The following is a 13,697-nucleotide window of genomic DNA, read 5'->3' as shown; positions in this document are numbered from 1 at the left end:
TTTCACATGCAAAACGGCGGCTCGCGCACCATTGGCAAGGCCATCTACGCGGGCATCTTCAATAAACCCCGCACGTCTTATTAATTAACACCTCTAAAGCCCTTGCCAACAATCTCAGAGCTGTCCACAATCGTGATAAAACAGCCCGGATCGACCTCGCGCGCATAGCGACGCAGCTTCACCGCCTCGCGACGACTGAGCACACACATGATCACGGTGACGAGCTGGCCGGAGAAAGCACCGTACCCACGGCTGATCGTGGCGGTGCGGTTGAGCTCCTTAACGATATAGGTCTCGACCTTGAGAGGTTCCTTGCAGATGATGGTACATACTTTGCGCAGGTGAATGCTCTCGATTGCCTTATCGACCACGAGCGTCTTGGCAAACAGGCCAAGCACGCAGTAAAGACCCACGCGCGGACCGTACAGAACCGCGGCGATACACACGATTCCGATGTCCACCAGCAGCAGCGCGCGACCGATCTCAAGCGTACTGTGACGCTTGAGAATCATGGCAAGGATGTCCGTGCCGCCCGTTGAAGCGCCGATGTCGAACACCATGGCACTGCCAATCGCCGGCAAGATCACGGCAAAGCACAAATCGAGCCACATATCGCCCGTGATCGATGTAGTCGAGACTCCCGGGAACAGCATTTCGAACAACGAGACATACCCCGAAAGCGCAAAGGACGCAAACACGCTCCAGAGGATTGCCTTGCGCTCAAGGAATATGAAACCGAGCACCACGAGCGCGATGTTGATGATCCACATGAACGCACCAACGGGCAGCGACGGGAACAGCGTGGATAGGATAACCGACACGCCAGACGTACCGCCAAAGGCAAAGTGATTGGGCGTCTTAAACAAGACGATGGCGAGTGCCGTTAAGATGAGGCCGCCGTTGAGGACGGCGAAGAAATGAAGAAAGCCCGGGTCCTTGCTACGCTTGACGCCAGCCCGCTCACCGCGACGGATATCCTCCTCGGAAACCAAGTGCTCCAAAGGCTCCACAGGCGGCGTATGCCCTGTGGCGAGGCAACCGTCCGTTCCCTCCGCCGCGAAGGTGCCCTGCCTGCCGCTATCGTGCTCTTCCACCGCGCGCTCCATCGTCCGCCGAAACCATAGCGCCCTGATGGTAACGCGCCGGCGCGACGACGCAAGCGGAAACCAAGCGCACTCAAGAAAACGGGCCGTCCCGTGCGCGCGGGACAGCCCGAAGAAGTACACGAGAGCCCGTCTTGCGCGGATGCGCAACTGGGCGGTCGAGCAAGCTTTAGAACGCCGGAAGAACATCCTCGCCGTAGTTCTCCTCAAGATACGCCTTAAAGTCATCCGAGGTCAGGACCTTGACGAGCGCCTTGACGGCCTTGGAATCCTCGTTGTTCTTCGCAACGCAGATGATATTGGCGTACTTCTCGACGGCAAGGGAATCGGAGGACTCGTGAGCCAGAGCGTCGGCCACGTGGTAGCCCGCCTCGATGGCGTAATTGCCGTTGATGACCGCAAAATCCACCGAAGAGAGGGCACGCGGAAGCGCAGCGGCCTCGAGCTCCTGGAACTTGAGGTTGTGCGGGTTGTCCTTAATGTCCTTCGGCGTGGCCTCGAGGTTCTCGGGATCGCTGAGGGCAATGAGGCCCAGGTCCTGCAGCAGGAGCAGCGCACGGCCCTCGTTGGTGGGATCGTTAGGCACGGCGATGGTGGCACCGTCGGCGATGGCGTCGAGGTCGTTGGAGGTGCCGGCGTACACGGCGAAGGGCTCGTAGTGAATCAGCCCCGCGGAGACGAGGTCGGTACCGTTCTCGGCGTTGTAGTTCTCCAGGTAGGTGATGTGCTGGAAGTAGTTGGCGTCCACCGCGCCCGACGTGGTGTCCTTGTTGGGCTGGATGTAATCGGTGTACTCCTTCACCTTAAGCTCGATACCCTCCTTGGCAAGCAGCGGCGCGGCGAAGTCGTTGAGGATCTCGGCATGGGGAGCGGGGCTTGCAGCCACGGTGAGCGTGGTCGAGCCGGCGGCAGCGGAGCCCTCGGCAGCGGTGCCAGACCCGCCGCAGGCAGTCAGACCGCCCAAAGCGACAACGCCAAGGCCCGCGAAAGCGGAAGCAACAAGGGAGCGGCGGGAAATGGAGGTGTTGAAGTTCTTCATGATGGAATCCTTTCAGATGGAAAACACAGTTGGCGGGAGGGAATCGAGGGCCGTTGGTTCACCCCCCATCCCTCACCTTCCGCGAAAGTTACCTTTCGCGGAGGATTTGCGGATGAAACGCCCCTAAACTGACGCGAGAGTTAACTCTCGCAGAAGGACTGGGGCCAAAACGACCCGAAAGCGCCGCGAGAGTGCACTTTCGCGTCTTGTGCCGAGCAATACGCGGCGGCACGAGACCCATGTGCGCCGGCACGAGGACCCAACCTCGTGCCCACATCGTAGAGGGCGCGGGCAGGCGGTGCCAGATACACGAAGGCAACGCCTCGGAATCGACGAGCCAAAGCCCTTAGCAGCAAACCAACCTCTAGCGGTGGTCCACTTTGCGGGCGATGGCGTTGCAGACGGACTGGATGAGCTGGACGAGCACGATGAGCAGCACGACCGTGACGATCATTGCCTCGTCCTCATACCGGTAATAACCGTAGCGGATGGCGATGTCGCCCAGGCCGCCCGCGCCCACGGCGCCGGCGATGGCGGTGTAACCCAGCACGGCGATGAGCGTCACGGCGATGCCGCGCACGATGCTCGGCAGCGCCTCGGGCAGAAGCGCCGAGAACACGATACGGGGCACGGACGCGCCGCACGCCTCAGCGGCCTCCACGGCGTCGCGGCTCACCTCGGCGAGCGACTGCTCGACCATGCGCGCCACGAACGGGGCGGTAGCGACCACCAGAGGCGGAATGACACCCACCACGCCGGTGGAGGTGCCCACGAGTGCCTGCGTGGCGGGCATGAGGGCGATCAGCAGAATGATGAACGGCAGGGAACGGCCGATGTTGACCACCCAGCCCAGCACCGCGTTCAGCACGGGTACGGGACGCAGGCCGTTCGGCGCGGTGAGGTGCAGCACGACACCGAGGACCGTGCCAATCACATAGGCGACCGCAGTGGACGCGAACACCATGACGAGCGTGTCGATGGTGCCCTGAATGAGCAGCGGAGCAAACTCCGCGAGGAAATCGTTAAGCATCCCAATCCACCTTTCCGAGCAGCACGCGCGTAGCCTCGGCCTGGGGATCGGCGAACACCTTCGCCACGCTCCCCTGCTCCACCACGCGGCCGTGCTCGAGCACCGCGACGTTGTTGCAGATCTTCTCGACCACGTCCATGGAGTGGGTGATTACCACCAGGGTCACGCCGGTCTCGTGGTTGATATCGCGCAGCAGCTTGAGGATGGTGTTCGTGCTGCTGGGATCGAGCGCGGAGGTCGCCTCGTCGCAGAGGATCACCTCGGGCTCGCAGGCGAGCGCGCGGGCGATGGCAACGCGCTGCTTCTGCCCGCCGGAGAGCTGGCTGGGATAGCTCTGCGCCTTCTCCGCAAGACCAACGCGGTCGAGCAGCTCGAGAGCACGGGCGCGGTTTGCCTCCGTCACCTTGCCGGTGGCGGCGAGGAACGGGAAGCAGACGTTGTCCAGCACGGTCTTTTGCGCCAGCAGGCCAAAGTTCTGGAAGATCATCGCCACGCGACGGCGATACGCGCGAAGCTCCTCGCCAGAAAGCGCGGTGACGTCACGGCCATCGACCTCGATGACGCCCGTCGTGGGACGCTCCAGCAGGTTGATGGTGCGAACGAGCGTCGACTTGCCGGCACCGCTCATACCGATGATGCCGAAGATGTCGCCGTCGGCGATCTCGAGATTGATGTCCGAAAGGGCGTGAACCAGGCCGTCGGCCTCGACCGACGCCAGGGTTTCGGCCGCCTCGTCAGTCGCCTGCACGACCGCGGCAGCTCCGAGAGCAGGATTTCCGCTCACCGAAGCGGCGTAGGACACCTCGGCCTTGCCTCCGTGGCGTTTCTTGCCGGACGCTTTGGGCGCGGCGAAAGATTTGTACACATGCTTGATGCTGATCACGAGGAAAACTCCGCTTGAAGATGGAATGGGACCTGTGGCCATCTCCCGCCGGAGACAACCTAGTGGAGGCGCCCGGTCTCTATCAGCACGCGGAAATCGCGCGGCATGACAAAGTGCCCGGGCGAGGGCATCTCCATGACCATCATCATGTTCGCGCTATGTCCAACAAACGTAATCATGGGGATGAGAGTAACAGGGTACCTTATATCGGGCAAGCTGGGAAACTACCATGTAACAAAAGGGACCCCGAAGGGCCCCTTTAATCGAAAGCAACGCATCTGCCCGAGTCCGCCCCTTACCTCGAAACGGCGAGGGCGCGGGCCCCATGAGACGCGGCCGTCCCTACTCGGCGTCCTCGGCGTGACGGCGACGGCTCGCCTCGTACTCCTCGCGCGTGACAACGTCCTCAATGCGCAGGTTGATGCCCGCGACCTCAAGGCCGGTCATGGCAGTGAGGCGCTCGGTCACGCGCTCCTTGACGTCCTCGAAGATGGCGGGGGCATAGCACCCGTACTCGATGATGACGGAGATGTTGACCACCACGCGGTTGTCGTCGGTCACCTCGATGGTAACGCCCTTGGAAAGGTTCTCCGCGCCGAAGGTCTCCTGGACGAGGTGCATGAGGTTGCCCTTCATGCCCAACACATGCGGGACCTCGCGCGTGGCCATGGCGACGATCTTCTCAATCACACCGTTGGAGTAGGTGAGAGAGTCCTCGGAGTCGTCGTCTTCTTCAGACTCGGCAAGGACCTCACCGATCTCGACGTCCTCGATGGCGTCAGTCGCCTCAGCCGCGTCGTCGGACGACGCCCGTTCGACCGTCTCCACCGCGTCAGCGTCCTTGTTATCCAAAAACTCTTTACTGTCTGCCATGATTCGCTCCTATCCGCAAATCCCAAACTCACACGAACCGACCGTGCGCCTATTTACGCCCATCGAGCACGCGGCGAATAAAGTTGACCGCCGCATTGTCGCCATCGACCATTTGGCCAATGACCGTACCCACAAACACGAACACCGCGATGACGATCGTGTCCCACAGGCCAATCACCAAGATGAGCACCGCCAGCACAAAGCCGATGATGCCGTACAGCGTGGCATGCGGATGAGCATTGGCATACGCCCATGCCGTACGACCGAGCCCTTCAAACAAGCCGATGGTCGCGCGTTGGAAATCACGACGAGAGGTATGCGCACCGCCTTGCGCGCCATCCCCACCCATGTGCGAGGAGCCCTTCTGAGCAGAGGCCTCGGCCGCATCTCGATCCGAAGGACCGGGGGTATCACCTGTCCCCCGCTCCCCAACGCCCTCAACATGGACCTCGAGTTGCTCGACTATCGCTTTTGGCACCTTGGGCGCATGGGAATTATCGCTCACCGGAGACCTCCTTCGTCACGGTCACGGTTTTACTCGGGAGAAAACGTACGTGCACACGCGCACCGGCCACTCCGAGCATCTTGTGACAGGCGTCTTGGACACGTTGCTGCACACGATGCGCAAGGCCCTCCGCATTGTGCTGCGTGAGCGCAATCGCCTCGATGCGAATGTCCACAGCGGATTTATCGCGGCCCACAACACGTGCGCGAACATCTTCGACCATCACATCGCGCTCCGCGGCAGCAGATCGCGCAATGGAAGCCAAAGCCTCAGTCGAAACCTCGATATCCGCGTTGCCCGCCAACCGCATGCACGTGGGCTCAGGGCGATCAACGAGCAGGTACATCAGGACGGCGATTAGATTCAGGGCGACAATGACCAGGCAGATGGCCATAGTCACGCGGCCGGACCCCGATGCGAGCATCGAGGCGAACCGCTCCGTATAGGGACCAAAGAGGGAGCCCGCGCATGCGCCGACCACCAATACACCGGCGATGAGATACAAAACCAGCCCGATTCTGCGTATTCGCCGCATGGCTCCTCCTCTCTCTTACACATCGCGGGCACCACGGCGCCCGCACACATTTCACCTTTTGTACCCCGATAGCCCGTAAAGCATCATGGCACGCTTCTCGATTATACGGCGAACACGCCGCTCTAGGGAAAAGCCGGGCCCGCCACATAGCGAACCCGGCTCAAACAAGCGACGACTTGCACGTCACGATGCGGCGCCTCGGGAACCCCGAACCTACTCCTCCTCGAGGGCAGCGATGACCTCGTCGGTCATATCCATGGTGGAGTAGACGTCCTGAACGTCGTCAAGCTCCTCGAGGCGGTCAATGAGACGCTGGACCTTCTTGGCATCAGTGCCAGAGACGGACGTCGGGGTGGTGGGAACCATGGTGAGCTCGGCACCCTTGACCTCGATGCCCTGGGACTCAATGCCCTTCGAGACGGCCATGAGGTCACCGGCGGCGGTCCACACAACCCACTCCTCGCCGGCATCCTCGTAATCGTCGCCACCGGCCTCGGCAACGGCCATCATGAACTCCTCCTCATCGCCAGCAGCGCCGTTGGCCATGAGGTTCTCCTTCTTATCGTTGGGGTCGACGATCTGCTTGGCAACGACGACCTGGCCCTTGCGCTCGAACTGGAACGACACGGAGCCGGAAGTGCCCAGGTTACCACCCGCGTGGGAGAACGCGGAGCGGACATCGGCGGCGGTGCGATTGCGGTTATCGGTCAGGCACTCGACATACACGGCGACGCCCGCGGGACCGTAGCCCTCGTACACGATGTTCTCGTACACGGCGGCGTCGGCACCGGAACCGAAGGCCTTGTCGATAGCGGCCTTGATCTTGTCCTTGGGCATGGACTGAGCCTTTGCCTTGGCGACGGCAGCGGCAAGGGAGGCGTTGTTGTCCGGGTTGGGATCGTTGCCCAGACGGGCCGCGACGGTGATGTTACGGCTCAACTTGGAGAACAGGGCGGAACGCTTGGCGTCCTGCGCACCCTTGCGGTGCTTGGTTGTGGCCCATTTAGAGTGTCCGGACATGTGATGCTCCTTCTATTTACCCGCTCTCGACACATGACTACGCGCCTCAAGCCCATATAAACACACGCTCAGCATGATATACCGATTGCGGAGCATGCGAAAGGGGTTTACCACGAGCTTCACACGCGTGCCAAAGGGGGCACGCCCCCAAGGGCACGTTGGCACGCCCGCCGGCGCGTCACAACTCGTCCGCGTCCACGGCCTCGATTCCGAGCAGTTCGGCAGCAAGCATATCGTCTTCCAAAGCGGTCACGCTCCTGAGCTTGCGCTCAATTACGTTCGTGCGCGTGTTGATGATTCCGTCCACCGTCTTCCCGGCAGTCTCGATCTGCTTGAGCGCGCGGCGCAACTCCGCTTGATACTTGGGGAACTCCGCCTTGACGGCGCTTAGCACCTTTTGGATCTCGTCGGCGCGGCGTTGGAACGCGAACGTCTGATAGCTCAATTGCAGGCTATTGAGGATCACCGCCATGGTCGAGGGCCCTGCCACGTTCACCTGGTAGTCGCGCTGTAGGCACTCGATAAGCCCCGGCCGGTCGACAACCTCGGCATACAGGCCTTCGAACGGCAGGAACATGATGCCGAAGTTCGTCGTCTCGGGAACGCTCAGATATTTGGCGGAAATGTCCTTCGCCTCAAGCTTGATGACCTGCTCGAGCGTACGACGGGCGGCGGCGATTCCCTCGGCATCGCCCGCATCCATCGCATCGCGCAGGTGCTCGTAGGTGTCGCCGGGGAACTTTGAGTCGATGGGCAGCCAAATCGGCTCGCCCTCCTCAACCGGTAGTTTGACGGCGAACTCGACGCGATCTGCACTGCCCGGTTTGGTGGCGACATTCTCGGCATATTGGTCGGGCGCGAGAATCTCGGACAGAATCGCCGCCAACTGAACCTCTCCCAGCATGCCGCGCGTCTTGACGTTGGAGAGCACCCGTTTGAGGTCGCCCACGCCCGTCGCGATAGACTGCATGTCCCCCAATCCGCGGTACACCGCCTCGAGTTGATCGCTCACCTGTTTAAAAGAGGCGCCCAGGCGGTCATTGAGGGTCGTGGCGAGCTTCTCGTCCACCGTGACACGGATGGCCTCGAGCTTGCGCTCGTTATCACTGCGCATCGCACCGAGCTGCGCATCAACCGTCTCGCGCGTCTTTTCCAAATACTGAGTTGTCTCGCGGCGAACATCGTCCACCCTAACACCCATCTGATCGAACGCGCGCGATTGCGCCTCGAAATGTTGCTGCTCGATTATCGACAGGCTCGACAACCCATCAAGCGCGGCATTCACGGCAGCGGAAACTTGAGACAGAGCGCTGCCTGCGGCGGTAAGGGTCTCATGCATCTGCTCTCGCTCGGCAATCGAGCGCTCTCTTTCTTCCCGATGCTCCATGTGTGCGCGGCGCAGGCGGACGCACGCGACGGTCGACCAGGCAGCAAGCACTGCCGCCATGACCGATGCGACCATCGTTATAAGCTCGATTCCCATTCCCTCAACCCCTTATCCGCTTTCGAATAACCTCATCTTAGCAGTCGCCATTCGTATCGCACCAAAGCCAAGGCGAACCCCCGCACTACGCGATCGAGCAGATCCTATCAAATAAGGCAGCGAGAGCGTCCATGAGTTCCTCGGGAGTTGCACCATCCAAAATGCACGTCAACGCATATGAAGCGACGAAGACCGCAGCAACGAGAACGGGTACCGCCAAAGCCAACAACACCGCCCGCAAGACCCCCAAAAGTGCCCCGCGACGCATCCTCTTGACGTCGTATGCCCTCTCGGCAGCGTATGCCTCCGCAGCCGCAAGGCGTTGCACGCCCTCGCCCCCGGAAGCTGCGCGCTCGAACTCTCCAACGTCTACCTGCGGGAAGCGTTCCTTTCGCGCGGCGCGCCGTCCCTTTGTGCGCGGGGCGTTTCCTCCACCGGATGCGGATGCCGGCACCTGCGTGCACGGCGCGTGTTTAAGAAAAAGGTCCATGCAAAAGCCCTCCTTATGGAGGCATGCATGGAACCGACTTCTCCAGAATTGCACTAAAAAGTTCCCGCGTCAAGCCCGGATCGAGTTGAGGCTTGACGCGGGATGGTCACATGCGCCAAACGCGCATCTCCCGTTGTGGCCTGCCCTACCGGTCTTCGCGGCGCGACCTCAAACGGCTGAAGGCGGCTGCCGCCATGGACGCGACGCCCGCAGCGGACGCCATCACGCCATGAGCCGACGCGTCGCCCGTTCCGGGAAGGGTTTCGGGCTTACTGCCGAGGGAATTCTGAGGTGTCTCGTCGCCACTCTCATCCTTGGCGCCGTCATTATCGTCCTGGTTCCCGTCTTCATCGGGAGTCTCCTGGCCGCCGGAGCCATCGTTGCCGCCGTCGCCCTGGCTGTCGCCGTTGTTCCCGGCGTCTCCGTTATCGTTACCGTCACCTTGGTCGCCACCCTGGTTGTCGCCGTTGTTGCCGCCGGTATCGCCGCCGCCATTGCCGCCGTTGCCGTCGCCGCCATCGGGGTCAACGACATCGGGCACGATCTCAACGGGTGCTCCCTCGCCGGAAGTCACCGCACCTAAACCGGGCACACCCGTCACGCGCACGAAGGCATAATACGTCTCGCCGGGCATCAAGCCGCTGAACACCGGATCGCTCGTCCAGGTGTTGAGGGGATTTCCCTGCACCTGCGGTCCCTCAGTAGCGTCGGCGACCGTCACCGCGTCAGGCGCTTGGTTCGTATCGCACAGGGCGTACTCCACGCGGGCTCCCAAGCCCTCTGCGCCCTCAACGCGGGCGTTCAGGCGAACCGAATCCTGCCCGAGCTTCTCAACATCTACGGAAACGCTGACGTCCGCCGGGGAGACCTCGATCATCACCGGAATGCTGAGCGTGCGCGCGGTAGCCTCGGTTCCCACAGCCCGATAGGCAACCTTGGCAGCCGCCCGGTGCGACCCCACCGCAAGCCCGGCTTTCGGCACCACCTGCCAGGATGCGTCCGTGCCGCCGGCGGGGATCGTAGTCGAGCCGGAACCGCGCAGCTCAAACGCGTCGGAATCGAGCGTCACGCCCTCGATCTGCACATCGACCTTGCTTGTGTTCTTCAACTCGAGAGCGATGGGGACGGGAGTCGCCTCACCCTCGCGCATCGAATCAAAGACCACCTCATCGGCTTCCAAGCCGGGCTCGTGGGCCTCCCACACATCGATGAGCGTCGCGCTGAAGTAGATGTCGTTCAGGTGCAACTTGACGTAGCGAGCCATCACTGGACCGTCGCTCAGCGTCAAACGGGTGCTCAGCGTGCTCTCCTGCCACCCGGGCACCTTCGTGCCACCCTTACCAAAGCGCTCGACTTCCTTAAAGGCCGAGGCATCCACCGGAACCCCGGCAGCAAGGCCCGTATCGGGCGCAACCGACACCGTCACCGCCATGCGATCCCACCGGGGAACGCCATTGGTGCCCAGGTTCTTGGGACGCCAGTAATCGACATCCGTGACGGCACGCTCATGTCCAAGGTCGAGCACGATCCAGGCATCGCTTGTCTTCTCGCGGCTCGTGATCCAGAACTCGTTGCCCGGTCCGTAGTAGCCATCGATCACGCGCTGGGCCATCGCCGCGCCATCGCGAGAGGAAGAATAGGAGTTGACCACCATCTCCTCATACGGAACGAAATTTGCATCGCGGTCGCCCGCGGTGAACGTGAACACGGCCGGGTTGGAGGCAGTGGTGGTTCCCCGCGCGGGCACGCGCAGCTCGACCGTGCGATTCCCCTTGTACGTCCGCTCAACATCCAGCGGCTCCCACGAACCGCCGTCCACGCGCATCTCGAGTCCATTGGGAACCTTGCCGTCAAAGAAATAGATGCGGTTCGCGCGGTCGTTCGCCTCGCACTTGAGCGAGGGAGCCTGACCCGCCACGATATCGATGCAGTTGATGACGCTCGCGCCGATGAGCTGGATCTGGATATCCGTCTCGGCGTTGATGGAGGCGATCTGATCGGCGGTTAAGACGACCTCGACCTGACCATCCGTCTGGTCGGACCATGTCTTGCCGCCGTCGAGGCTGAACCTCCACGGCACGCCTCCGCCGCGAAGGTGCTCACCCAGCGCGATCACACCCGCCTGATCGCCATCGAACGAGAAGGTCGCCACCACACCATCGGCCTCGCCCATGAGCATCTTGGCCACGCGCGCACAGGCATCGTGATTGACCGTCTGGCTCTTGTCGACCTTGGACGCGCGCTGGAGCGCATCGAGCCTGATGGCCTCCAAGGCGGCGAACTGCGAGCCGTCGGTGCGCTTGTTGATGTTTTTGATGAGGTCATGCATGGGCAGCGGGTAGAACTTGAGCTGCTCGGCGATCTCCTTGGCCAGTGCCTCCCATTCAGCGGCGGCGGCATCGCGCGCGCCGAGGAGCTCGATCTTTGCCCAAAGTGCATCGAAGTTGATGGGCTGCGCCCCGCGGGCGGCATCAATCGCCTGCTCGCGAACGGTGGAACCCTCATCGAGGCTCGCGGCGATCAGGCGCGTCTCGTAACTGCGGACGTACCCCACCCAATCGGAGAGGGCCTCCGTGGCATAGAGCGTGTACATACCTGCGAACTCGCCCGTAATGCCGCGCCCCCACCCGTTGAGCCAGTGGGCTGCAGACGGGCTCTTGCTCTTGCCCCATCCCGATACGTCGTTTTGGATGCGATACGTCGGCACCATCGTGCCGTTCGCATCGGCGCGCAGCTCATAGGTGAGCGTGGCGGCGTGGCCGGGCTGGCCCACCACGAACGAGGGCACGCCGACCATACCGTTGAGGTTGGCGAAGGTCTTGGCGAGGGCTCCGCACACGCCACCCTTCTCAAACACCATCCAGAGACGGTGGTACTTGGTCTTATCCTGTGTGGCACCCGGAACGGAAGAAACGTCGCCGCAACCGATGTGATAGAGGTCGTTCGCCTCGGCATTCGGGAAGTGCGCGTCCGTGTAGGAAAGCTGGTACTTCTCCTTCCAGCCGCCCTGCCAGACTTTGAGGGGCTTGCCGGGCGCACCGTTGGAGGACTTCATCTCCTCAACAGGGCCGTTGAACTCGGCATCGTTGTAAAAACGCACGTTGCTGTACCCGCCGTTGCTCGCATAACCACCGTCATACCAGATGTAGGAGTACGCGTTCAGGCGACTATCCTCAGTTTTGTCGTCAGTGGCGGAGAACTTGGCGAGCGAGTAATTCGCCAACCAGGGCAGCTCCGCATCGGTGATCTGGTTTTCGAAGACCAGGCGCATGCTCTCGACCGGCAACGCGTCGAACAGGTCCTTCTTAAAGCGATAGCGCTCATCGGAGCGGAATGTCTTGATGGTGTAGTAGCGCACGAGCGGGTCGGACACAAACCCCGGATCGCCCGTCCACAGGCGCGCACGACCAGAGACATCGAGGGATGCCGCAACCATCATGCGCAGGTACACATCCGCATCGGCACCCGGTGCCGTAAGGTCGGCGGCGTTCGTCTTGCGCAGGCGCATGAAGATGCCGAGCGACTTGATGTAGTCGGCGTGGGTCGCTACGTTGTTCTTGGCGTTGGTCCACACCTCGCCGCCCGTGACGTAATAGCGCAGCGCCGCGAGGTCACCCATGAACCAATCGAGGAACTCGCTTGCATCGGTTGAAGAGGCCCGTAATTCGCTCAGCTGCTCATATCCGGCACGACGCACCAGCTCTCGCTGAAGAATCAGGCGCTCCGAGGCCTCGTCGAGCGTTCCGGCAGCAGCACGGGCGACAAGGTCCTGTTTTTCGACAAGCGAGCGAATCTGCGCATCGTACGATTCGAGCGTTTGAATGGCACCACCCTGGGGAGCCGCATGGGCAATTGAGGGGACAGCGATACCAGCGGTTGAAACCGTTGCGGTCGCGATCATCGCAGCCATGAGCACCGTCTTGGTGGAGCGGCCAACGGGGTTGAGTGCGGCTCGGACACGTGAGTCAACAAGACCCATGTCCTCGTAGCGAGCGGGGTTGGTCACAATGGGCTCCCTATGAGATGTAGTACGTTTGAAGTGCCAGTCCATCGTACCGAATAATCACGCTTGAGGGAATGCCCCTTGAGCCGACACATTTCTTAAGCAAAAGATAAGGCGGTGCGCCGAAGATCTCCTCTCCGGCGCACCGCCAAACCACGCGTATATGCGCTGCGGTCTAGTAGTTAACGACCTGCTCCTCGAAGTAGGACTGCGGATGAGCGCAGACGGGGCACATCTCGGGGGCGGTGGGGCCCACGTGCAGGTGACCGCAGTTGAGGCACTTCCACACCTTCACGCCCTCGCGGGTGAAGACCTCGCCCTTCTCAACGCGCTCGGCAAGCTTGTTGTAGCGCTCCTCGTGAGCCTTCTCGACGGCACCGACACCGCGGAACTTGGCGGCGATAGCGGTGAAGCCCTCCTCGTCGGCGGTCTTGGCAAACTCGTCGTACATGGTCGTCCACTCGTAATTCTCACCGGCAGCAGCATCGCGCAGGTTATCGAGGGTGCCGGGGACTTCGCCTCCATGCAGCTCCTTGAACCAGAGCTTGGCATGCTCGGACTCATTCAGAGCGGTCTCCATGAAGATGTTGGAGATCTGAACGAAGCCGTCCTTCTTGGCCCTGGAAGCGTAGTAGCGGTACTTGGTGTGGGCCTGAGACTCGCCCGCAAAAGCGGCCTCGAGGTTCTTCTTGGTCTGGGAATTCTCGAAATCCATGAATACCTCCTAGGTGGC

General features: G+C 61.8%; 12 protein-coding genes. All 12 read right to left on the bottom strand.

The genetic code is table 11. The features are described 5' to 3' along the window. Window positions 1-80 precede the first annotated feature (80 nt). Window positions 81-1,106, bottom strand: a complete 1,026-nt coding sequence (locus Q5Q88_RS06460; RefSeq protein WP_302742387.1) for a YitT family protein — start codon at window positions 1,104-1,106, stop codon at window positions 81-83. Between the two features lie 166 nt (window positions 1,107-1,272). After that, window positions 1,273-2,142, bottom strand: coding sequence for a MetQ/NlpA family ABC transporter substrate-binding protein (locus tag Q5Q88_RS06455; RefSeq protein WP_118652395.1), 870 nt, complete (start codon window positions 2,140-2,142; stop codon window positions 1,273-1,275). 364 nt (window positions 2,143-2,506) lie between these two features. Continuing rightward, on the bottom strand, window positions 2,507-3,172 hold the full coding sequence (locus Q5Q88_RS06450) for a methionine ABC transporter permease (RefSeq protein ID WP_302742384.1): 666 nt from the start codon (window positions 3,170-3,172) through the stop codon (window positions 2,507-2,509). After that, the gene (locus Q5Q88_RS06445) at window positions 3,165-4,055 is read right to left on the bottom strand and encodes a methionine ABC transporter ATP-binding protein (protein ID WP_302742382.1); all 891 of its coding nucleotides are present in this window, start codon (window positions 4,053-4,055) and stop codon (window positions 3,165-3,167) included. The genes Q5Q88_RS06450 and Q5Q88_RS06445 overlap by 8 nt, the downstream gene beginning before the upstream one ends. Window positions 4,056-4,397: 342 nt before the next feature. Then, entirely contained in the window at window positions 4,398-4,928 is a 531-nt protein-coding gene (locus Q5Q88_RS06440; protein WP_118652389.1) for an Asp23/Gls24 family envelope stress response protein, read from the bottom strand. A 49-nt stretch (window positions 4,929-4,977) separates the two neighbouring features. Then, window positions 4,978-5,433, bottom strand: coding sequence for a DUF2273 domain-containing protein (locus Q5Q88_RS06435; protein WP_233545994.1), 456 nt, complete (start codon window positions 5,431-5,433; stop codon window positions 4,978-4,980). After that, window positions 5,423-5,968, bottom strand: coding sequence for an alkaline shock response membrane anchor protein AmaP (gene amaP / locus Q5Q88_RS06430; protein WP_118652387.1), 546 nt, complete (start codon window positions 5,966-5,968; stop codon window positions 5,423-5,425). Before amaP ends, Q5Q88_RS06435 begins: the two co-directional genes overlap by 11 nt. Window positions 5,969-6,181: 213 nt before the next feature. Next, window positions 6,182-6,988: a YebC/PmpR family DNA-binding transcriptional regulator gene (locus Q5Q88_RS06425; RefSeq protein WP_118652385.1), complete on the bottom strand. Its 807-nt coding sequence runs from the start codon at window positions 6,986-6,988 to the stop codon at window positions 6,182-6,184. 178 nt (window positions 6,989-7,166) lie between these two features. After that, window positions 7,167-8,471, bottom strand: a complete 1,305-nt coding sequence (locus tag Q5Q88_RS06420; protein ID WP_302742375.1) for a DNA recombination protein RmuC — start codon at window positions 8,469-8,471, stop codon at window positions 7,167-7,169. 85 nt (window positions 8,472-8,556) lie between these two features. After that, window positions 8,557-8,961 carry a hypothetical protein gene (locus Q5Q88_RS06415; protein WP_302742373.1) on the bottom strand — a complete coding sequence of 135 codons (405 nt, stop codon included), beginning with the start codon at window positions 8,959-8,961 and terminating at the stop codon, window positions 8,557-8,559. Window positions 8,962-9,106: 145 nt separating this feature from the next. Beyond that, the gene (locus tag Q5Q88_RS06410; protein ID WP_302742371.1) at window positions 9,107-12,967 is read right to left on the bottom strand and encodes a discoidin domain-containing protein; all 3,861 of its coding nucleotides are present in this window, start codon (window positions 12,965-12,967) and stop codon (window positions 9,107-9,109) included. Window positions 12,968-13,139: 172 nt separating this feature from the next. Next, a complete protein-coding gene (gene rbr / locus Q5Q88_RS06405; RefSeq protein WP_118652379.1) occupies window positions 13,140-13,679 on the bottom strand; it encodes a rubrerythrin in 540 nt (179 codons plus the stop codon). Window positions 13,680-13,697: the final 18 nt, after the last annotated feature.

It is taken from the genome of uncultured Collinsella sp., assembly GCF_959026545.1.
In the GTDB taxonomy this organism is placed as follows: domain Bacteria; phylum Actinomycetota; class Coriobacteriia; order Coriobacteriales; family Coriobacteriaceae; genus Collinsella.
This window is presented reverse-complemented; position numbering and strand designations above follow the sequence as displayed.

What these genes read in the sequence shown, in the direction of transcription:
- Q5Q88_RS06460 (WP_302742387.1), bottom strand. Translation starts at nt 1,106, where the DNA reads ATGGAGCGCGCGGTGGAAGAGCACGATAGCGGCAGGCAGGGCACCTTC.
- Q5Q88_RS06450 (WP_302742384.1), bottom strand. Translation starts at nt 3,172, where the DNA reads ATGCTTAACGATTTCCTCGCGGAGTTTGCTCCGCTGCTCATTCAGGGC.
- Q5Q88_RS06455 (WP_118652395.1), bottom strand. Translation starts at nt 2,142, where the DNA reads ATGAAGAACTTCAACACCTCCATTTCCCGCCGCTCCCTTGTTGCTTCC.
- Q5Q88_RS06420 (WP_302742375.1), bottom strand. Translation starts at nt 8,471, where the DNA reads ATGGGAATCGAGCTTATAACGATGGTCGCATCGGTCATGGCGGCAGTG.
- amaP (WP_118652387.1), bottom strand. Translation starts at nt 5,968, where the DNA reads ATGCGGCGAATACGCAGAATCGGGCTGGTTTTGTATCTCATCGCCGGT.
- Q5Q88_RS06440 (WP_118652389.1), bottom strand. Translation starts at nt 4,928, where the DNA reads ATGGCAGACAGTAAAGAGTTTTTGGATAACAAGGACGCTGACGCGGTG.
- rbr (WP_118652379.1), bottom strand. Translation starts at nt 13,679, where the DNA reads ATGGATTTCGAGAATTCCCAGACCAAGAAGAACCTCGAGGCCGCTTTT.
- Q5Q88_RS06415 (WP_302742373.1), bottom strand. Translation starts at nt 8,961, where the DNA reads ATGGACCTTTTTCTTAAACACGCGCCGTGCACGCAGGTGCCGGCATCC.
- Q5Q88_RS06425 (WP_118652385.1), bottom strand. Translation starts at nt 6,988, where the DNA reads ATGTCCGGACACTCTAAATGGGCCACAACCAAGCACCGCAAGGGTGCG.